Consider the following 19856-nt stretch of genomic DNA (forward strand, 5'->3'; position numbering starts at 1 on the left):
ATACCGCAGGGCGACCGGCCGTTGACCTCGGAGGCGGGCGACCCTTCTCATGCGGTGCATGAACGCGATCACGAAGAGCAGGCGCCTCAAGGCCGCGCGGGCGGTGGTGGCGGCGGCCGCGGCCCTCGCCGCCGGCAGGTTCGCCATGGGGGCGCTGCTCGGCGGCCCCGACGACATGGGCCGGTACGACCTGGTGCCGCCCGCCGCCTTCCAGGGCCTGACCCTGCAGGACTCCGGGCCGCGGGTCGACGCGATCAGGAAGGAGCAAGGGGAGCCGAAGCCCGGCAGGAAGCGGGTGGTCGCCGTGTACGCAGATCAGGCGGGCACCGCGCAGCTGGTGATCAGCGGCACGGCGGGCCGCTTCAACGACGAGGATCCGGGCGCGCACATCGCCAAGGTCCTGAAGGGCATGGGCACCACGGAAGCGGAGGTCACCGCGCACGAGGCCGGGGAGCCCGGGGGCGGCGCGCTGCGCTGCGCCGTGCTCGCGATGGCCGAAGGCCCGTTGCCCATGTGCATATGGGGCGACCACAGCACCACGGTGACGGTCACGGTCCCGATCGAGAACGCGCCGGTCACCCTCGACTCGCTCGCCGAACGGGCCCGTGAGCTGCGGGCCGTGATGGAGGTCCGTGCGTCGTAGTTCCGTAACGCCTGGGACCCCGGAGGCCGCGCGGAGTCGATCTTCCGAGAGGATGTGGGAAACATAAGAAGTTCCTAAAGGGGGACGCAGGGATGAGCTACAACCAGCCAGGGCCTTACGGGCAGCCGCAGCAGCCGGGACCGTACGGGCAGCAGCCCCCGCCGCCGCCGGGCCCCTACGGCCAGCCCGCCCAGCAGCCCGGGTACGGCTACCCGCAGCAGCCGGGCGTGCCGCCGCAGGGCTACCCGCAGCAGCCGGCCTACGGCTACCAGCAGCAGCCCCCGTACGGCGGGATGCCCCCGCAGCAGCCGAAGAAGTCCAAGGCCGGTGTGATCATCGCCGTGGTCGTCGCGGTCGCGCTGATCGCGGGCGGCGGCTGGTACTTCCTGAAGGGCGGCGGCGCCGGCGGCTCCATCGCGGCGGACACCAAGGGCTACAAGCTGGTCGCCCCGCCGGGGGTGGACGACTTCAAGCAGGACCCGAAGCACAAGCCCTCGGAGTTCAGCGCGAAGGACAAGCAGGAAGCCGAGGGAGTGGGCGTCAAGAACCCCACCCAGGTGGAGATGGACTACCAGTCCGGCGACCCGAAGAACCCCCTGACGGCGAAGGCCCTCAAGTTCTCCGGCGTCTACGGAGAGATCGCGGACCCGGAGAAGGCCTTGGACGCCTACTTCGCCCTGGCCAAGGTGAGCTCGGCCAAGGAGAGCAGCAAGATGACCGTCGAAATGGTCGGCACCCCCAAGGCGATGACCCCGGCGAACTTCAAGGGCGCCGTGATGAAGTGCCAGGAGGCCAAGTACACCGCCAAGGAGGCGAGCACCCAGGGCCCCAAGCAGTTCACGCTCCCCATCTGCATCTGGGCTGACTACAGCACCCTGACCATGGTGAGCGCCACCGACCTGAGCTCCGTCCTCGCCGGCAAGCCGGGTTACACCCTGGAGCAGACCGCGGACTTCGCCGCGAAGCTCTACAACACCGCCCGCGTGAAGAACTAGGCGCGGAGCACGACACAACGCAGAAGGGGCGCCCCCGGTCAGGGGCGCCCCTTCTGCGTGGTGTGCCGTGTCGTTACGCCGACTTCTCGTGGGGGCCCTGGTCCTTCGGGACGATCCGCGGGACCAGCGTCGGGTTGACGTTGGAGCGGACGACCTCCGCGGTGATGACCACGCGGGCCACGTCCTTGCGGGACGGGACCTCGTACATCACCGACATCAGGACCTCCTCCATGATGGCGCGCAGGCCGCGCGCGCCGGTCTGGCGGAGGATCGCCTGGTCGGCGATGGCCTCCAGCGCCTCGCGCTCGAAGTCCAGCTCCACACCGTCGAGTTCGAACAGCCGCTGGTACTGCTTCACCAGGGCGTTGCGCGGCTCGATGAGGATCTGGAGCAGGGCCTCGCGGTCCAGGTTGTGCACCGAGGTCAGGACGGGGAGGCGGCCGATGAACTCGGGGATCATCCCGAACTTCACCAGGTCCTCCGGCATGACCTCCTGGAACTGGTCGCTCGCCTCGATCTCGCGCTTCGAGCGGATCGTCGCGCCGAAGCCGATGCCCTTGGCGCCCGCGCGCGACTCGATGATCTTCTCCAGGCCGGCGAAGGCGCCGCCCACGATGAAGAGCACGTTCGTCGTGTCGATCTGGATGAACTCCTGGTGCGGGTGCTTGCGGCCGCCCTGCGGCGGGACCGAGGCCGTCGTGCCTTCCAGGATCTTCAGGAGGGCCTGCTGGACGCCCTCACCGCTCACGTCACGCGTGATCGACGGGTTCTCGCTCTTGCGGGCGACCTTGTCGATCTCGTCGATGTAGATGATCCCGGTCTCGGCCTTCTTGACGTCGTAGTCCGCGGCCTGGATCAGCTTCAGCAGGATGTTCTCGACGTCCTCGCCGACGTACCCCGCCTCCGTCAGCGCCGTCGCGTCGGCGATGGCGAACGGGACGTTCAGCATGCGCGCGAGCGTCTGCGCGAGGAGGGTCTTGCCGGAGCCCGTGGGGCCCAGCAGCAGGATGTTGGACTTCGCGAGCTCGATCGCGTCGTCGCGGCCCTGCGCGCCGCCGTTCTCGCCGGCCTGGACCCGCTTGTAGTGGTTGTACACCGCGACGGAGAGCGCCTTCTTCGCCGGCTCCTGGCCGACGACGTAGCTCTCCAGGAACTCGTAGATCTCGCGGGGCTTGGGGAGTTCCTCCCACCGCACCTCGGAGGTCTCCGCGAGCTCCTCTTCGATGATCTCGTTGCAGAGGTCGATGCACTCGTCGCAGATGTACACACCGGGTCCTGCGATGAGCTTCTTCACCTGCTTCTGGCTCTTTCCGCAGAACGAGCACTTGAGCAGGTCGCCGCCGTCACCGATGCGTGCCACGAGGTGCTTCCCCTTCGCCTGGGAGACGCCTGGTTCAGCGCTCCTGGTGCCTCATATCCGACGGTACCTTGCCGGGGGCCCCGTACGGGGCCCCCTTGACGTGGTTCACACCGCCCAATCCGGCAGCGTGCTCACGCCAACTGGCGGCAAGGATCAGACCGCGCTGCTCTTACGGGTGGAAACGATCTGGTCGATCAGGCCGTACGCGAGGGCGTCCTCGGCCGTGAGGATCTTGTCGCGCTCGATGTCGTCGCGGATCTTCTCGATCGGCGTCGTCGAGTGCTTGGCCAGCATGGTCTCCAGCTGGTCGCGCATGCGCAGGATCTCGTTGGCCGCGATCTCCAGGTCGGAGAGCTGCTCACGGCCGGTGCCGCCGGAGGGCTGGTGGATCAGCACGCGGGCGTTCGGCAGGGCCATGCGCTTGCCGGGGGTGCCGGCGGCGAGCAGGACCGCGGCGGCGGAGGCCGCCTGGCCCATGCAGACCGTCTGGATGTCCGGCTTCACGAACTGCATCGTGTCGTAGATCGCCGTCAGCGCGGTGAAGGAGCCACCGGGGCTGTTGATGTAGATCGAGATGTCGCGGTCCGGGTCCATCGACTCCAGGCACAGCAGCTGCGCCATGACGTCGTTGGCGGAGGCGTCGTCGATCTGCACGCCGAGGAAGATCACGCGCTCCTCGAAGAGCTTCGCGTACGGGTCGTACTCGCGCACGCCCTGCGAGGTGCGCTCGACGAAGCGCGGGATGACGTAGCGGTTGTCCACCTGCGGGCCGGTGTAGAGGCCGCTCGCGGGAGAAAGGTTGTTCATGTGCATCTGGGTGTTCACCATCCTGGTGGCGTTCTGCGGGCTGAGGCTTGCCTGGTACGGGCTGGCGTACGGGACGTCGTACGAGGTCTCGCGCGCCGGGGCCGGGATCAGGCCCCGGTGCCGCCGCCGCCCGGGACCAGGGACGCGGCGGAGATGATCTCGTCGATGAGGCCGTAGTCCTTGGCCTCCTCCGCCGTGAACCAGCGGTCGCGGTCGCCGTCGCGGATGATCGCTTCCACGGTCTGGCCGGAGTGGTGCGCGGTGATCTCAGCCATGCGCTGCTTCGTGCGCAGCAGGTACTGGGCCTGGATCTTGATGTCCGAGGCGGTGCCACCGATGCCGGCGGAACCCTGGTGCATCAGGATGTCGGTGTTCGGGAGCGCGAAGCGCTTGCCCGGGGTGCCGCCGGTGAGCAGGAACTGGCCCATGGAGGCCGCCATGCCCATACCGATGGTGACGACGTCGTTCGGGATGTACTGCATGGTGTCGTAGACCGCCATGCCCGCCGTCACGGAGCCACCGGGGCTGTTGATGTACAGGTAGATGTCCTTCTCCGGCTCGGCGGCCAGGAGGAGGAGCTGCGCCGTGATCTTGTTCGCGATCTCGTCGTCGACCTGCTGCCCGAGGAAGATGATGCGCTCGCCGAGCAGCCGGTTGTAGACATGGTCGCCGAGGCCGCCACCGATGGACGGCTCACCCGCGGCGTAAGGCTTCAGATTCGTCACGTATCCACCTGCTCGTCTCCGACGGCCATGTGCCGTCTCAGCGTCTCGTTCTGGGGCGCACCCGGCCGGCGCGGACGTGTCCGCCGGCGTCCGGGTAATGCAGAGCCCTCGTATTCATGGACCCTAACGCGCAGGTCGGACAACGCCATCCCGCTTCCCGAACTGTTCGCTGGGAGCGCAAGGTCCGGGGGGCTTCCGGGGCCTGCGCCGAAGGGCCCGGACGCGGCTGCGTCCGGGCCCTTCGGGGCACTGCTCGGGTACTGCTCAGCGGGCTGCGCCCGGGGTGTTACTTGGCCTCTTCGGCCTTCGCCTCGGCGTCACCCTCGACGGCGGCCTCGACGACCTCCTCGGCGACCTGCTCCTCGTCCTCGTCGGACAGGTCGACGACCTCACCGTTGGTGTCGGTGACCTTGGCGGCCTCGACGACGACCGCGAGGGCCTTGCCGCGGGCGACCTCGCCGACCAGCATCGGGACCTGGCCGCCCTCGACGACCGCCTGGGCGAACTGGTCGGGGGACATGCCGGAGGAGGCGGCGCGGCGCATGAGGTGCTCGGTGAGCTCCTCCTGGTTGACGCCCAGCTTCTCCTTGTTGACCAGGGCGTCCAGGACGAACTGGGTCTTGATGCCCTTGACCGCCTGCTCCTTGGTCTCGGCGTCGAACTCCTCGACCGTCTTGCCCTGGAACTCCAGGTACTTCTCGATGGTCAGACCCATCTGGCCGAGCTGGTGGTGCTCCAGGTTGTGCTTGCGGGTGTTGACCTCGTCCTCGAGGAGCTTCTCGGGGATCGGCACCTCGACGAGCTCCAGCAGCTTCTCCAGGACGCGCTCCTGGGCCTGCGTGGCCTGGTCGTACTGCTTCATGTTCTCGAGGCGCTTGCGGCTGTCCGCCTTGAGCTCGTCGAGGGTGTCGAACTCGCTCGCCATCTGCGCGAACTCGTCGTCCAGCTCCGGCAGCTCACGGGCGGAGACCTTGGAGACCTTGACGGTGACCTCGGCGTCCTTGCCCTCGGCGGAGCCGCCCTTCAGCTGGGAGGTGAAGGTGGCCTCGCCACCGGCCTCCAGGCCCTTGACGGCCTCGTCGATGCCCTCGAGGAGCTCGCCCGAGCCGATGGTGTAGGACACGTCGGAGGCGACGCCGTCCTCGAGCACCTCGCCGTCGACCTTGGCCTCGAGGTCGATGGTGACGACGTCGCCGTCCTGGGCGGCGCGCTCGACGTCCTTGGTGGACGCGAAGCGGCCGCGCAGCTGCTCGACCGACTTCTCGATGTCCTCGTCGGAGACCTCGATGGCGTCGACCTCGACCTCGATGCCGGAGTAGTCCGGGATCTCGATCTCGGGGCGCACGTCGACCTCGGCGGTGAAGGCCAGCAGCTCGCCGTCCTTCAGCTCCGTGATGTCGACCTCGGGCTGGCCCAGCGGGTTCAGGTCGGCCTCGTTGACCGCCTCGGTGTAGAACTTCGGGAGGGCGTCGTTGACGGCCTCCTCCAGCACCGCACCGCGGCCGAAGCGCTGGTCGATGACGCGGGCAGGGATCTTGCCCTTGCGGAAGCCCTTCACCGTGACCTGCTGGTTGATCTTCTTGTACGCCGCGTCGAGGCTGTCCTTGAGCTCCTCGAAGGGCACCTCAACAGTGAGCCGAACCCGGGTCGGGTTCAGGGTCTCCACGGCGCTCTTCACGGTTCGGTCTCCTTGTGGCTGACTGCTGGGGGTTCTGCCGTCTCGCTGCGATTCAGCGGTTCAGCGGACTTCGGCCCGGTACATCAGACACACGGGCACGCAGCTTGCATAGTAACCGCAAGCGGCAATCAGCCCACAACGCGATCTTGTGGTGGCCCTCGGTGGAGCGTGGAGAGGGGAGACTGCTGGTGGTCGGGGTGGCCGGATTCGAACCGACGACCTTCCGCTCCCAAAGCGGACGCGCTACCAAGCTGCGCCACACCCCGTCGGTGCGACACGTAGGGTACATGCCCGGAGACCCTCCGACGCGCGGGGTTTCGCGAGTTTCCCGGCAGGTCGCCGCGCGCGGCGCGAAAGCGGTGTGCGCTCCCCCGGCCCGACCCGCTAGGATGCTGTCCGTGCCGCGGTCCCCGGACCTGCGGCGCGCGTGTTGCGGGCGTAGCTCAATGGTAGAGCCCTAGTCTTCCAAACTAGCTACGCGGGTTCGATTCCCGTCGCCCGCTCTGAAGTGCTCAGGGCCAGGTCGGAGGATGTTTCCTCGGCCTGGCCCTCGGTCGTTTCCGGCCATTTCCCGCGCTCGGCACGCCTTTCCATTGACGGCGCCGTTGCGCGTCGGTGTACTCCCCGCATGCCAGAGGCGGATGCGACCGAGCGGTATCTGGAGCGGCTCGCGCAGTATCAGGGGTGGTACGACCGCAAGGCCGTCAGGATGAAGGCCATGCATCTCAGGATGCGGACCGCTTCCGTGGTCGGCGGTGCGCTGGTTCCGGCGCTCGTCAACATCGACCTGCCGTTCGCCAGGATCACCGCCACGGTGCTCAGCCTGGTCGTCGTCTGTTCGGTGTCGCTGGAGAGCGTGTACCGGTACCGCGAGATGTGGAAGAACTACAGGTCGACCGAGCAGCTCCTCGGCCATGAGCAGGTCTACTTCGAGACCCGGGTGGGGCCGTACGCCGGCCTCTCGGACGACGAGTCCTTCACGAGGCTGGTGGCGCGGGTGGAGAAGGCCATCGCCAATGAGAACTCCGCCACCTTGAACGTCATGACCCTGGGCGGTCAGGTGAACGCCGACCTCCAGGCCCAGTACGTCATCCCCGAGACACGGCCGGACCGGCGGGACCTCTAGGGGCGTCCCTCCAGGGGCGTCCCTAGAGCTTGATGTTCGCGATCATCGTCGCGAGGGAGTTGAGGAAACGGTTCACGTCGTCCGCGATGGAGCTGGACGCCAGGAAGAACCCGAAGAGGGCCGCGACGATGGCGGGGCCCGCCTTGATGTGGTTGCCGCGGATCAGCACCACCAGGATGACCGCCAACAGAACCACCACTGACAGCGAAATGGCCACTACTGATCACACCTTCGGTCGTCCCCTGGTCGGCCCGGGGCGCACGGCCGCGCACACCCCCACATGGACCATCCTCCCACCAACAGGGCCCGGCTATCCGCCCCGTGACGAATCACCATCGTTCCGTTTCCGCCAACGGCACTGTGCGCAGGGCATATTTCGGGCGCGGTGCGCGGGTCACGGGGCGGTGAGCCCGAGGAGGGAGCGGACATACGCGTACTTCGCGGACAGCCGGTCGCGGGTGGGGCCGTCCAGCACGGAGAGCCGTACGGGGTCGGCGTTGTGGGCCAGATCGGCCTCTTTGACGAGCAGGGCGCCGGGAGTGGCGAGGATGCGGGCCGCGTACTGCTCGACCTGCTCGCCGGGGCGCTTGGTGACGGCGAGGACCATGTCCTTGACGGACTGCGGGAGGGCGGCGGAATCCAGCCAGGTCAGGCTGAGGGCCTCGTCCTCGATGGCGTCGTGGAGCCAGGCCGCCGCCTGCTGCTCGGGGCTGCCGCCGCGCAGGCGGACGCCTTCCGCCACGGCCGCGAGGTGCTCGGCGTAGGGGCGGCCGGCCTTGTCCGTCTGGCCCTCGTGTGCGGTGCGTGCCAGGGCCTCGACCTCGATGAGGGTCAGGGGACGGCTCGTCATGCGATCTCCCTTGCTGCTGCGCCGAGGGCCTCCGCGGCCCGGCGTACATCCGCTTGCGTCGTACGCCAGTTGGAGAACGCGGCGCGCAGGGCCGCGGTTCCCGCGTGGACGGTCGGAGTGACGAAGACCTCGGCGGCGGCGGCCTCCCGGAGGGCCGCCAGGCGGGCCGGGGTGGGGTCGTCGGCGAGGGTGAAGCAGACGACGTTGAGGCGGACCGGGGCGAGGAGGCGGAAGGCCGGGTCGGCGGCGAGCCGGTCGCCGAGCGCGCGGGCGCAGGCGATGTCGCGTTCGACGATCTCCCGGTGGCCCTGGCGGCCGTACGCGCGGAGCGTGAACCAGGCGGCGAGGGCGCGCAGCCGGTGGGAGTTCTCAGGGGTGAGGTGGACGAGGTCGGGGTGTTCGCCGAGGGGGCCGAGGTAGGCGGCGGCGTTCTGGAAGACGCGGGCCTGGAGGTCGCGGCGGCGGGTGAACTGGACGGCGCTGTCGTAGGGGACGTTGAGCCATTTGTGCAGGTCGACGCAGAGGGAGTCGGAGGCGTCGAGGCCTGCGGCGAGGTGGGCGTGGTCCGGGGAGAGGGCGGCGAAGGCGCCGAAGGCGGCGTCGGTGTGCAGCCAGAAGTCGTGCCGGTCCTTGAGCGCGGCGACGGCCGGGAGGTCGTCGAAGTCGACGGTGTTGACGGTGCCGGCGTTGGCGACGACGACGGCGGGGCCGGGGGTGTCGGCGAGGGCCCGGTCCAGGGCGGCCGGGTCGACGGCTTCGCGGCCGGGGAGGGTCGGGACCCGCACGAGGGAGCCGCGGCCCAGGCCGAGGACGGAGAGGGCCTTGGCGATGGAGGAGTGCGGGGCTCCGGAGAGCACGCGGACGGGGCCGAGGGCGGCGACGCCGTCCTCGGCCGGGGAGACGCCGAGGCGTTCGCCGAGCCATTCCCTGGCGATGGCCAGGCCGGTGGTGTTGGACATGGTGGCGCCGGAGACGAAGGTTCCGGTGTGGGCGTCGGAGAGGTGGAAGAGCGCGCGGAGCCAGCCGACGGTCTCGCGTTCGAGGTCCTGGCCGGCGCCGTCGAAGGAGGAGTTGGAGTTCTGGTCGTGGGCGGCGGTGAGCCAGTCGCCGGCGAGGGCGGCGGGGGTGGCGCCGCCGGTGACGAAGCCGAGGTAGCGGGGGCCCGCGGAGGCGGAGAGCCGCGGCTCCCACCGCTCCTGGAAGGCGGCGAGGGCGGCCGCGGCCCCGGCGGCGTGCTCGGGGAGGGACTCGGGGCGGTGCGGTGCCCCGGCGGGCGGTACGACGGGACGCGCGTCCAGCGTCGCGAGGGCGTCGGCGGCGGCGCGGCGGGTGGCGTCGAGGAGGTCGGGGAGGCGGGCCAGGTCGGCGGCGAGCGTGCGGTCCATGGGGGCACGGTAGGGTCGGCCGGACCGGGGGGAACGGGCCAATCGCACCCGATTGGCCCGCCCCGCCCCCGGTACTGGGCACGGCGGCCGGCCTCCGCCGGCCGGATGGCGGTCGTAGGGTCGGGGGATGATCGCAGAGCGGTGGGTGCGGGGGTTGGTCGGGGGCGCGGTCGTGGCCGGGGTGCTGGCGGGGTGCGGGACGCCACCGCCGCCGAGGGCCGCGCCGGGGCCGACGGCCGGGCCGGTCGGGAGGCCGACGGCGGCGGAGACCGGGCCCGCGGTGCCGCGGCCCGACTCGCCGCCGCCCGCCTCGCCGCGGGCGACCGAGGAGGCGGCGTGTCCCGAGGGCGGGGTGCGCGTCGTCGAGGGCGGCGGGGACGCGGCCATGGGGCTGCGGGTCGCGGAGTTGCGGCTGGTGAACTGCGGTGCGGAGCCGTACGTCCTGGAGGGGTATCCGAGCGTGGTGTTGCGGGACGACCGGAACGATCCGGTCGAGGTTTCCGTCCAGCACGGTGCCGCCGGGATCACCACGGGGGCGCCGAACGTCGACGCGCCGCCGGAGCGGGTGACGCTGGCCCCGGGGCAGGCCGCCTCGGTGGCGATGGTGTGGCGCAACCTCGTCACCGACTCCACCGTGCCGGCGGTGTCGGCGCGCATCGTGGAGGTCGAGCCCCGGCCCGGCGCGCCCCGCCTGTGGCTCCGGCTCAGCCGCCCGGTCGACCTCGGGAACACCGGGAAGCTGGGGATCGGCCCGTGGACGGCGGCGGCCCGGTGATCATCTGGCTCAACGGCCCCTTCGGGGGCGGCAAGACGCAGACCGCCCACGAGATCCGGCGCCGGCTGCCGGGCAGCGTCGTGTGCGATCCGGAGCACGTCGGCTTCGGGCTGCACCGGATGATGCCGGCCGAGCTGCGCGGGGACTTCCAGGACCTTGCGGCGTGGCGGCAGGGCGTGTTCGAGGTACTGGACCTCGTGGCCCGGCGGCATCCGGGGCCCGTGCTGGTGCCGATGACCGTGACGGAGCCGGCCTACTTCGCCGAGACCGTCGGGCGGTTGCGCGAACACGGCCACGAGGTACGGCACTTCGCGCTGCTGGCCGAGCGGGAGACCGTACTGCGGCGGCTGCGCGAGCGGGGGCTGGGGCGCGGGCTGAAGCGGGAGAGTTTCGCCGTGGCCCGGCTGGACGGGTGTCTGGCGGCGCTGCGCGCTCCGGAGTTCGCGGAGCACCTGGCCACCGACCGGCTGACGGTGTCCCGGGTCGCCGACCGGGTCGCGGCCTCGGCGGGGCTCCGCCTGGCGCCGGACACCGACGGCGCGCTCCGGGGCAGGCTCCGGCGCGCGCTCGTCGGGGTACGGCACATCCGCTTCGACTAGCCCAGGCGCAGGGCGCGGCGGGCGGGGAGGGTGGTGGAGGCCAGGCCGAGGAGGAGGGCGCCGCCCGCGAAGGAGCCGTAGAGGAGCGGCGGGATGTGCGGGGGTGCGCCGGTCAGTGCCTCGGTGAGGGGGATGAGGGTGGTCAGGGCGATCGCCGTGCCGAGGGCGATGCCGGCTCCGGTGATCAGGAGGGCCTCCCAGCGGAGCATCCGCAGGACCTGGCGGCGGGTGGAGCCGACCAGGCGGAGCATGCGCAGTTCGCGGCGGCGGTCGAGGACGGTCATCACGAGGGTGTTGGCGGCGGCGAGGGCGGCGAAGCCGCCGAGGACGGCCGCCATGGTGGTGTTGGCCCAGGCGTTGAGGCTGCGGTCGAGGTCCTGCGCGGTGGTCCAGGCCGCGCGGTCGGTGACGGGGCCCAGTCCTTCGGGGGCGGGGCCGCGGACCAGGAGTTCCGTGGGGCGGCCCGAGGTGGTGTGGCCGGCGAGGTCGGCGGCGGGGAGGGTGACCTGGGCGAGGCCGAGGCCGCGGGTGTAGATCGCCGCGATCTCGGGGGTGGCGGTGGTTCCGTCGGGGAGGCGCAGGTCGAGGCGGTCGCCGACGGCGGCGTGCGCGGAGTCGGCGACGCTGCGGTCCACGGCGACCTTGCCGGGGGCGAGGCGGTCGAGGCTGCCCTCGCGTACGCCGAGGTCCTGGACGCTCGCCAGGTCGCCGGAGACCCCTTGCGCGGAGACGGATTCGAGCCTGCGGTCGCCGCCGGAGCCGAGTTCCGCCAGGACGGCGGTACGGGTGATGAGGGCTCCGCTCGTGTCCGCCGCCCCGGAGCCGGGGTCGGTGATCACGTGGTCGGCCAGCAGCCCGGCCTGCTGTTGCTGCCGGACGGCCCGGTCCTGGCTGGTGTGGAGGAAGACCAGGGTGGAGGAGAAGGCCATGGCGAGCACGATCGGGGTGATCGCGGAGGCGAGGCGGCGGGCGTGGGTGCGGGAGTTGGCGGCGGCCAGTGAGCCGGCGGCGCCGGCGGCGCGCAGCGGGAGGCCGAGTACGGCGGCGCAGGCGCGGGCGATCAGCGGGCCGAGCAGGGCCACGGCCAGCATGAACAGCATGACGACGCCGAGGGCGGCGTTGGCGGCGTCCTCTCCGGTCCCGGTGGCGGCGAGGCCCGCGCAGGCGGACCCGCCGGCCAGGGCTGCCAGGCCGAGGGGCGTACGGATCCACCCGGGCCGGAGGCGTTCCACCGCGGCCGCGGCGAGGGCCTGGCCGGGGCGGATGCGGGCGGGCCTGCGGGCGGCGGTCCAGCCGGCGAGCAGGGCGGCGACGAGTGCGGTGCCGATGGCGGTGACGAGCGGGATCCAGGAGACGGTGAGCTCGACGGGGGCGGGGATGGCGCCCTTGGCCTTGAGCTCGCCGAACCACCAGGCGGCGAGGGCGATGCCGGGCAGGCAGCCGAGGGTTCCGGCGGCGGGGGCGATGAGGAGGGCTTCGGTGGCGACCGTGCGGCGGATCTGGCGCGGGGTGGCTCCGACGGCGCGCAGCAGGGCGTATTCGCGGGAGCGCTGCCCGACGGAGAGGGCGACGGTTCCGGCGGCGGTGAAGACGGCGACGAGGGCGGCGACGCCGCCGAAGGACCCGCCGATGCCGGCCAGTACCTCCTGGGCCCCGCTGAGCTGCCGGTCCATGGCCCGCGCGGCCCCGGTGAGCACCAGGGCCCTGCCGTCGACCGCGTCGGCGACGCGCCCGGCCCATGCCGCTTCGCCGGTGCCGGGCGCCGTGCCGGGTGCCGTGGCGGTCGGGGCGGCCGAGGGCGGCGGGAGGAGGGCTATCGCGTCCAGGGTGTCCGGGTGGCCCGACAGGGTGCGGGCTCCGGAGTCCGTGAACCAGACGCCCGGGGTGTCGGTGTGGCCGACGACGCGGAACTCCCGCTTGCCGACGGGGGTGTCGAGGGTGACGCGGTCGGGGCCGGGGGCGCCGCCCAGGACCGTCTCGTCCGCGCCGGCGGGGGCGCGGCCGGCGGTGAGGCGGGCGCCGGTGAAGACCGTGGAGCCCCAGCCCGACGCTTCGAGGGTGGCGCCCGCCTCGTTGCGTACGGGGAACACCACGTCGGGCACGGCCCGGCCCAGCGGAGCGAGCCGTTCCAGCAGGGCGGCGTCGACCCGGGCGCGTTCCGGGACCGGCGTCGCGACGTCGTAGGCGCCGTCGCCGCGGCCCACCCGCAGGTGGACCTGCTGGTCGGCGGCGACGACGACGGGGACGTCGGCGTACCGGGTCGGCGGGACGCTCGCCCGTACTCCCGTCTCCAGCAGGATGCCGCAGGCGGAGACGATGGCGACGGTCATGAGCAGGGCGATGAAGGTGCCGGCGAAGGCGGCGGGGCGGAAGCGCACCGCCGCCCGCGCCAGGCCGTTGGGGCGAGGGAGCATCAGGCGGCCGCTCCCGCGTACGCCGGGGCGGTGGCCGGGCGCGCGGTGAGCGTGGTCATCCGGGCGGCGATGGTCTGGGCGGAGCTGCGCGGGAGCCGGTCGGCGATGAGCCCGTCGGCGAGGAAGAGCACCTGGTCGGCGTGGGCGGCGGCGGCCGGGTCGTGGGTGACCATGACGACGGTGGCGTGGAGGGAGTCGACGGCGGCCCGGAGCAGTGCGAGGACCTCGGCCGCGGTGGTGGTGTCGAGGGCGCCGGTGGGTTCGTCGGCGAAGACCACGTCGGGCCGGGTGACCAGCGCGCGGGCGATCGCGACGCGCTGCTGCTGGCCGCCGGAGAGTTCGGCCGGGCGGCGCCGGCCCTTGCCCTCCAGGCCGACGCGGGCGAGCAGTTCGGCGGCGCGGGCCCGGTCCTGGCGGCCGCCGGCGAGCCGCATCGGGAGCAGCACGTTCTGCTCGACGGTGAGGGAGGGCAGCAGGTTGAAGGCCTGGAAGACGAAGCCGAGGCGGCTGCGGCGCAGTTCGGTGAGCTGGTTCTCGTTCATGCCGGTGATCTCGGTGCCGCCGAGGCGGACGGAGCCCTCGGTGGGCAGGTCGAGTCCGGCGGCGCACTGGAGGAAGGTGGACTTGCCGGAGCCGGAGGGTCCCATCACGGCGGTGAAGCTGCCGCGCGGCAGGGTGAGGTCGATGCCGCGCAGGGCGTGCACGGCGGTGTCCCCCGGCCCGTACCGGCGCCGTACGCCGCGCAGCTCGACGGCCGCCGAGGTGTCGTGTCCCGCCGGGGTTCCGTACCCCGCCGCCTCCTCGGACCGCTGCTGCCGCTTCGCTCGCCGGAGCCCCATGGTGTGCCGCCTCTCGTGCATCGCCTGATCGTGGCTCCGACGCTACGGATCACGGTGGGGCGGCGGCCATGGCGCGAGCCGGTCGACCGGGGGTGGGGTAAACCCCACCGGACGGTCAGGGCGAACGGCGGATGAGCAGCAGGGCGCGGTCGTCGTTGACGTCCTTGGCGACCTTTTCGATCAGGTGCCAGGCGGCGCCTTCCCAGCCGGCGGCGACGTAGCGGTCGGCCTCGCCCGTGAGGCGGTCGATGCCTTCGCTGATGTCGCGGTCGGCGGTTTCGACGAGGCCGTCCGTGAAGAGCATCAGGACGTCCCCGCGGCGCAGGTTGCCGCGGGCGGGGGTGAATTCGGCGCCGTCGTAGACGCCGAGGAGCGGGCCCTCGCCGGACTTCTCCTGCCAGCGGCCGCTGCCGGCCGAGAGCTGGAGGGCGGGGAGGTGGCCGGCGGAGAGGAGTTCGTAGTCGCCGGTCTCCAGGTCCAGGACGAGGTGGATGGAGGTGGCGAAGCCCTCGTCCCAGTCCTGGCGGAGCAGGTAGCCGTTGGCGGCGGGCAGGAAGCCGTGCGGGGGCAGGGCGCCGAGCAGTCCGCCGAAGGCGCCGGAGAGCAGGAGCGCGCGGGAGCCGGCCTCCATGCCCTTGCCGGAGACGTCGGTCAGGACGATCTCCAGGGTCCGGCCGCCGTTCGTGCGGGCTGCGACGACGAAGTCGCCGGAGAAGGACTGGCCGCCGGCCGGGCGCAGGGCCATCTCGCGGTGCCAGCCGCGCGGCAGGGCGGGCAGTTTGCTCTGGACCCGGATCCGTTCGCGCAGGTCGAAGAGCATGGTGCCGCCGCGCCGCCAGGGCACGCCGACGCGGCTGCGGAACTGCGCGATGACCAGACCGAAGAACCCGCAGGCCGCGACGACCAGGACGGTGCCGGGCGTGACCCGCGCCGGGCCCTGGGTGTAGGGGCCGAGGACGAGGGCCTCGACGATGAGCGCGGTCGCGGAGGCCGCGTACAGCGCGAGCAGGGACGCGGGGCGCAGCAGCAGGCCCCCGGCGACGATCGGCAGGACGAGCGCGGAGGGCGAGAACCAGACGGGCAGCATCAGCGTGCCGAAGGCGAAGCCGGGGATGGTGAGCAGCAGGCCGGCGAAGGCGAGCCAGTCGGAGGCGTCGCCGCGGAAGTAGTCGACGGCGGATTTGCGCAGGGCGGTGCGGGCCCGGTGCCACAGCATGCGCGTCCGGGCCAGGAAGGTCTCCACACGGGCTCCGGCCATTGCTTCGGGACCCTATCCATCCTCGCTGTGGATGCGCAGGGGGACCCCTGGACCGGGGCCCCGCCGGCGCCCGAAAACGCGTGGACTGGGCAGGAATGTGCTGATAGGCATGGCCATATGGCTCTTGAGATGCGCGTATTGCAGGCTGATGAGTGGGATGTCTGGTACAGCCACTTGGAACTGGCGTTCGGTGGCGTGGCCGATGTCCCGCAAGAGCGAAAGCTCTACAGGAAGCTGACGGAGACGGAACGTTCGCTCGGCGTCTGGGACGGCGGGACCTGCGTGGGCTCGGCCGGGGCCTTCAGCTTCCGCCTCTCCGTGCCGGGCGGGGCGCTCGTCCCGGCGGCGGGGGTCACGATGGTGGGGGTCTCCCCCACGCACCGGCGGCGCGGTGTGCTGAGCTCGCTGATGCGCCGCCAATTGGACGACATCCGGGCGGGTGGCGAACCGCTCGCCGTGCTGACGGCGTCGGATCCGGCGATCTACGGGCGTTTCGGCTACGGCACGGGAACGTACGTCCTGGCGGTGGACGTCGACACCACCCGCGTCGGGCTCTCCGTGCCGCCGGGCACGGACGGGGTGCGGCTGCGGCTGGTCGATCCGGAGCAGGCGCTGGCCGACTGCGAGCGGGTGTACGCGGCGCTGGTCCCGCAGCGGCCCGGCATGGTCGCCCGGCAGCCGGGCTGGGAGCGCCTCCCGCTGCTGGACGCGCCCGCCCTGCGCAACGGGGGTTCCCCTCTGAAGTGCGTGGTCGCCGAGCGGGAGGACGGCGAGGTGGTGGGGTACGCCCGCTACCGGGTCCATCCGGACTGGGACCACAGCGGTTCGGACGGCAAGGTCGAGGTGCTCGATCTCGACGCGCTGGACCCGGTGACGGGCGCGGCGCTGTGGCGCTACCTCTTCGGGATCGACCTGACGTGGACGGTACGGGCGAAGCGGCGGCCGGTGGACGACCCGCTGCTGCACCTGGTCAGCGATGTCCGCAGGTCGAAGCCGAACACGCGGGACTCGCTGTACGTACGGCTGGTCGACCTGCCGGCCGCGTTGGAGGCGCGGAGCTACGGAGCCCCGCTGGACGTGGTCATGGAGGTCGAGGACGCCTTCTGCCCGTGGAACGAGGGGCGGTGGCGGCTGGTGGCCGACGACAAGGGCGGGGCGCAGTGCACGCGGACCGAGGAGCCGGCGGACCTGGAACTCTCGGTCCGGGAGCTGGGCTCCGCGTACCTGGGCGGGATCACCCTCACCTCGCTCGCGGGGGCGGGCCGGGTGCGCGAGCCGCGCCCGGGCGCCGTGGCGGAGGCCTCCCGCGCGTTCGTCGGGGACGTGGCGCCCTGGCTCCCGCACGGGTTCTGACACGGCCGCCGCCCCGTCCGTCCGGCTCCGCGCTAGCGGGTCTGGCAGCCGGGGCACCAGAAGAGGTTGCGGGCGGCGAGGTCGGCGGTGCGGATCTCGCCCCCGCAGATGTGGCAGGGCAGGTTCGCCCTCCGGTAGACGTACACCTCGCCGCCGTGGTCGTCCACCCTCGGCGGGCGGCCCATCGCCTCGGGCAGGTGCTCGTCGCGGACGGTGTCGATGCGGTTCTTGCGGACGCCCTCGCGCATCAGCGCGGCCAGGTCGGCCCACATGGCGTCCCACTCGGGGCGGGTGAGGTCCTTGCCGAGCCGGTACGGGTCGATGCCGTGCCGGAAGAGGACCTCGGCGCGGTAGACGTTGCCGATGCCCGCGACGATCTTCTGGTCCATCAGCAGGGCGGCGACGGTGGTGCGCGAACGGGAGATGCGCGCCCAGGCACGGTCGGGGTCGTCGGCCGGGCGCAGCGGGTCGGGGCCGAGCCGGGCGCTTATCGCGCCCTTCTCCTCGTCGGTGATCCACGCGCAGGTGGTCGGGCCGCGCAGGTCGGAGAAGTGGTCGTCGTTGGCCAGGCGCAGCCGGACCGTGTCGGTAGGCGGCGGGGCGGGTGCGGGGCCGATCGCGTACTTGCCGAAGAGCCCGAGGTGGATGTGGATCCAGCCGCTCTCCTCGAACCCGAGGAAGAGGTGCTTGCCGTGGGCGTCGACGCCGTCCAGGACCCGCCCGTCCAGGAGGGCGGCGCTCTCGGCGAAGCGCCCCTGGGGGCTGGTGACGGCGACCGGCCACCCGGCGAACCGCTTCAGGTGGTCCTCGGCGAGGCGGTGGATCGTATGCCCCTCGGGCACTGCGTGCTCCTCAAAGGAAACGGCCGTGCCACCCTCTCTGCGGGTGGCACGGCCGGAAGCGGTTCAGCCCTGCGGGTGGTGGGCCGGGATCGGGGGGAGCTCGCCGGTCTGCTCGTAGGCGGAGAGCATGTCGATGCGGCGGGTGTGGCGCTCCTCGTCGGAGTACGGGGTCGCCAGGAAGGCCTCGATGAAGCTGACGGCCTCGTCCTGCGTGTGCATGCGGCCGCCGACGGAGATCACGTTGGCGTTGTTGTGCTCACGGCCGAGCTGGGCGGTCTGGACGCTCCAGGCCAGGATGGCGCGGACGCCCTTGACCTTGTTCGCGGCGATCTGCTCGCCGTTGCCGGAGCCGCCGATCACGATGCCGAGGCTGTCGGCGTCCGCGGCCGTCTTCTCCGCGGCGCGGAGGCAGAACGGCGGGTAGTCGTCCACCGCGTCGTAGATGTGGGGCCCACAGTCGACGGGCTCGTGGCCGTTGTTCTTGAGCCAGTCCACCAGGTGGTTCTTGAGCTCAAAGCCTGCATGGTCGGATCCGAGGTACACGCGCATGGGACGAGTGTGGCACGAAGGGGTCCGACAGCCCTCAGCGGGTGTCGCGTAAGTCACTTCTAAAGCTCAAGTAAACCCAAAGAGCGCAGATGGGACACGGCGGGACCGAGGTCCTGGACTTTCGTCCTATCGCAACGATCCGGATTGAGGTCTTCCGTCCTGCGTTCATCTCAGGTTTGAATGCCCGGGCTCGAAACCCGAGAACCTAAGGATCCGTCCATGAGCTCCACGACGACCCTTCAGAAGGCAGGCGACCCGACCGGTGAACCCGGTTCCGCCCAGTCCTCCGACGGTCTGAAGGCCGGTCTCAAGAACCGCCACCTGTCCATGATCGCCATCGGCGGCGTCATCGGCGCCGGCCTCTTCGTCGGCTCCGGTGGCGGCATCGCCAAGGCCGGCCCCGCCATCCTGATCTCGTACGCCCTCGTCGGCGCGATGGTCGTCTTCGTGATGCGGATGCTCGGCGAGATGGCCGCCGCCAGCCCGAACTCGGGCTCCTTCTCCGCTTACGCCGACCGGGCCCTCGGCCGCTGGGCCGGCTTCTCCATCGGCTGGCTGTACTGGTTCTTCTGGGTCGTCGTGCTGGCCGTGGAGGCCACCGCCGGCGCCTCGATCCTGGAGGGCTGGATCCCGGCCGTCCCGCAGTGGGCCTGGGCCCTGATCGTGATGGCGGTCCTGACCGCCACCAACCTCGGCTCCGTCGCCTCGTACGGCGAGTTCGAGTTCTGGTTCGCGGGCATCAAGGTCGTCGCCATCGGCGCGTTCGTGGTCATCGGCATGCTCGCCGTCTTCGGCGTGCTGCCCGGCTCGGACAACCCGGGCGCGGGCTTCGCGCACCTGACCGACGCCGGCGGCTTCTTCCCCAACGGGTACGGCGCCATCCTCACCGGTGTGCTGATGGTCGTCTTCTCCTTCATGGGCAGCGAGATCGTCACCCTCGCCGCCGGCGAGTCGGAGAACCCGCGCAAGGCCGTCAGCCAGGCCACCAACTCCGTCATCTGGCGGATCGGCGTCTTCTACCTCGGCTCGATCTTCATCGTGCTGACCCTGCTCCCGTGGAACGACAAGTCGATCACCGAGAAGGGCTCGTACGTCGCCGCCCTCGACTCGATCGGCATCGCGCACGCCGGCACGATCATGGAGGTCATCGTCCTGACCGCCGTGCTGTCCTGCCTGAACTCGGGCCTCTACACCGCCTCCCGCATGGCCTTCTCGCTCGGTGAGCGCGGCGACGCTCCGAAGGCGTTCGCCAAGGTCAACTCCCGCGGCGTCCCGGTGGCCGCGATCGTGGGCTCCACGGTCTTCGGCTTCATCGCCGTGTACTTCAACTACGCGTTCAAGGACACGGTCTTCAACTTCCTCCTGAACTCCTCCGGTGCCATCGCGCTCTTCGTCTGGCTGGTGATCTGCTTCACCCAGCTGAAGATGCGCGGGATCCTGGTCCGCGAGGCCCCGGAGAAGCTGACCGTGAAGATGTGGCTCTTCCCGTGGCTGACCTGGGCCACCGCCGGCCTGATCATGTTCGTGATCGGCTACATGTTCGTCGACGACGCCAACCGCGAGGTGGTCACCCTGTCCACCCTGGTCGCCGGTGTGGTCGTGGCCATCGGCGTGGTCCTGGACTTCCGCCGCAAGCGGGCCGCGCTGCAGGGCTGACC

The 19856-nt window shown here is 71.5% G+C and carries 19 protein-coding genes and 2 tRNA genes; 8 read left to right on the top strand and 13 right to left on the bottom strand.

Annotated features, from left to right (window positions below):
- Positions 1-58: 58 nt before the first annotated feature.
- Both ACFTXQ_RS17025 and ACFTXQ_RS17030 read left to right on the top strand, forming a co-directional pair.
- Positions 59-643: a hypothetical protein gene (locus ACFTXQ_RS17025; protein WP_382641452.1), complete on the top strand. Its 585-nt coding sequence runs from the start codon at positions 59-61 to the stop codon at positions 641-643.
- 92 nt (positions 644-735) lie between these two features.
- On the top strand, positions 736-1638 hold the full coding sequence (locus tag ACFTXQ_RS17030; RefSeq protein WP_382641454.1) for a hypothetical protein: 903 nt from the start codon (positions 736-738) through the stop codon (positions 1636-1638).
- A 73-nt stretch (positions 1639-1711) separates the two neighbouring features.
- On the opposite strand, the gene clpX is transcribed toward ACFTXQ_RS17030, so the two are convergent.
- From clpX to ACFTXQ_RS17055, 5 genes are all read right to left on the bottom strand, one after another.
- A complete protein-coding gene (gene clpX, locus ACFTXQ_RS17035) occupies positions 1712-2998 on the bottom strand; it encodes an ATP-dependent Clp protease ATP-binding subunit ClpX (protein WP_365172109.1) in 1287 nt (428 codons plus the stop codon).
- Positions 2999-3151: 153 nt separating this feature from the next.
- On the bottom strand, positions 3152-3826 hold the full coding sequence (locus tag ACFTXQ_RS17040; RefSeq protein WP_382641456.1) for an ATP-dependent Clp protease proteolytic subunit: 675 nt from the start codon (positions 3824-3826) through the stop codon (positions 3152-3154).
- A gap of 86 nt (positions 3827-3912) precedes the next feature.
- Positions 3913-4530 (bottom strand): ATP-dependent Clp protease proteolytic subunit, encoded by a 618-nt coding sequence (locus ACFTXQ_RS17045; protein WP_362467257.1) that lies wholly within the window; start codon positions 4528-4530, stop codon positions 3913-3915.
- 286 nt (positions 4531-4816) lie between these two features.
- Positions 4817-6208, bottom strand: coding sequence for a trigger factor (tig, locus tag ACFTXQ_RS17050; RefSeq protein WP_382641458.1), 1392 nt, complete (start codon positions 6206-6208; stop codon positions 4817-4819).
- Between the two features lie 189 nt (positions 6209-6397).
- Positions 6398-6474 (bottom strand) — tRNA-Pro (locus ACFTXQ_RS17055).
- A 166-nt stretch (positions 6475-6640) separates the two neighbouring features.
- On the opposite strand from ACFTXQ_RS17055, the gene ACFTXQ_RS17060 reads away from it, so the two are divergent.
- A tRNA-Gly gene (locus ACFTXQ_RS17060) sits at positions 6641-6711 on the top strand.
- Positions 6712-6836: 125 nt separating this feature from the next.
- Entirely contained in the window at positions 6837-7334 is a 498-nt protein-coding gene (locus tag ACFTXQ_RS17065) for a DUF4231 domain-containing protein (RefSeq protein ID WP_382641460.1), read from the top strand.
- A gap of 22 nt (positions 7335-7356) precedes the next feature.
- On the opposite strand, the gene ACFTXQ_RS17070 is transcribed toward ACFTXQ_RS17065, so the two are convergent.
- The 3 genes from ACFTXQ_RS17070 to ACFTXQ_RS17080 form a co-directional block, all read right to left on the bottom strand.
- Complete coding sequence (locus tag ACFTXQ_RS17070; protein ID WP_150519620.1) at positions 7357-7551, bottom strand: hypothetical protein; 195 nt, start codon at positions 7549-7551, stop codon at positions 7357-7359.
- 177 nt (positions 7552-7728) lie between these two features.
- A complete protein-coding gene (locus tag ACFTXQ_RS17075; RefSeq protein WP_382641462.1) occupies positions 7729-8184 on the bottom strand; it encodes an HD domain-containing protein in 456 nt (151 codons plus the stop codon).
- On the bottom strand, positions 8181-9569 hold the full coding sequence (locus ACFTXQ_RS17080; protein WP_382641464.1) for a pyridoxal phosphate-dependent decarboxylase family protein: 1389 nt from the start codon (positions 9567-9569) through the stop codon (positions 8181-8183). Before ACFTXQ_RS17080 ends, ACFTXQ_RS17075 begins: the two co-directional genes overlap by 4 nt.
- Positions 9570-9696: 127 nt before the next feature.
- Here ACFTXQ_RS17080 and ACFTXQ_RS17085 point away from each other — a divergent pair, with 127 nt between their 5' ends.
- Both ACFTXQ_RS17085 and ACFTXQ_RS17090 read left to right on the top strand, forming a co-directional pair.
- On the top strand, positions 9697-10344 hold the full coding sequence (locus ACFTXQ_RS17085; RefSeq protein ID WP_382641466.1) for a DUF4232 domain-containing protein: 648 nt from the start codon (positions 9697-9699) through the stop codon (positions 10342-10344).
- A complete protein-coding gene (locus ACFTXQ_RS17090) occupies positions 10341-10943 on the top strand; it encodes an AAA family ATPase (protein WP_382641604.1) in 603 nt (200 codons plus the stop codon). Before ACFTXQ_RS17085 ends, ACFTXQ_RS17090 begins: the two co-directional genes overlap by 4 nt.
- Here ACFTXQ_RS17090 and ACFTXQ_RS17095 read toward each other — a convergent pair.
- The 3 genes from ACFTXQ_RS17095 to ACFTXQ_RS17105 form a co-directional block, all read right to left on the bottom strand.
- Positions 10940-13357: an FtsX-like permease family protein gene (locus ACFTXQ_RS17095; RefSeq protein WP_382641468.1), complete on the bottom strand. Its 2418-nt coding sequence runs from the start codon at positions 13355-13357 to the stop codon at positions 10940-10942. The two genes, ACFTXQ_RS17090 and ACFTXQ_RS17095, sit on opposite strands and share 4 nt — an antisense overlap.
- On the bottom strand, positions 13357-14196 hold the full coding sequence (locus ACFTXQ_RS17100; RefSeq protein WP_382641606.1) for an ABC transporter ATP-binding protein: 840 nt from the start codon (positions 14194-14196) through the stop codon (positions 13357-13359). The genes ACFTXQ_RS17095 and ACFTXQ_RS17100 overlap by 1 nt, the downstream gene beginning before the upstream one ends.
- Positions 14197-14311: 115 nt before the next feature.
- Positions 14312-15454, bottom strand: a complete 1143-nt coding sequence (locus ACFTXQ_RS17105; RefSeq protein WP_382641470.1) for a PP2C family protein-serine/threonine phosphatase — start codon at positions 15452-15454, stop codon at positions 14312-14314.
- A gap of 117 nt (positions 15455-15571) precedes the next feature.
- Between ACFTXQ_RS17105 and ACFTXQ_RS17110 the strand changes: the two genes are divergently transcribed.
- Positions 15572-16807 carry a GNAT family N-acetyltransferase gene (locus tag ACFTXQ_RS17110; RefSeq protein ID WP_382641472.1) on the top strand — a complete coding sequence of 412 codons (1236 nt, stop codon included), beginning with the start codon at positions 15572-15574 and terminating at the stop codon, positions 16805-16807.
- Between the two features lie 32 nt (positions 16808-16839).
- Here ACFTXQ_RS17110 and ACFTXQ_RS17115 read toward each other — a convergent pair whose 3' ends face one another.
- Complete coding sequence (locus tag ACFTXQ_RS17115) at positions 16840-17649, bottom strand: Fpg/Nei family DNA glycosylase (RefSeq protein WP_382641474.1); 810 nt, start codon at positions 17647-17649, stop codon at positions 16840-16842.
- A gap of 63 nt (positions 17650-17712) precedes the next feature.
- A complete protein-coding gene (locus ACFTXQ_RS17120) occupies positions 17713-18198 on the bottom strand; it encodes a ribose-5-phosphate isomerase (protein ID WP_382641476.1) in 486 nt (161 codons plus the stop codon).
- Between the two features lie 219 nt (positions 18199-18417).
- Here ACFTXQ_RS17120 and ACFTXQ_RS17125 point away from each other — a divergent pair, with 219 nt between their 5' ends.
- Positions 18418-19854: an amino acid permease gene (locus ACFTXQ_RS17125; RefSeq protein WP_382641478.1), complete on the top strand. Its 1437-nt coding sequence runs from the start codon at positions 18418-18420 to the stop codon at positions 19852-19854.
- Positions 19855-19856 lie beyond the last annotated feature (2 nt).

This window comes from Streptomyces sp. NPDC057010, assembly GCF_042673805.1.
Classification (GTDB): domain Bacteria; phylum Actinomycetota; class Actinomycetes; order Streptomycetales; family Streptomycetaceae; genus Streptomyces.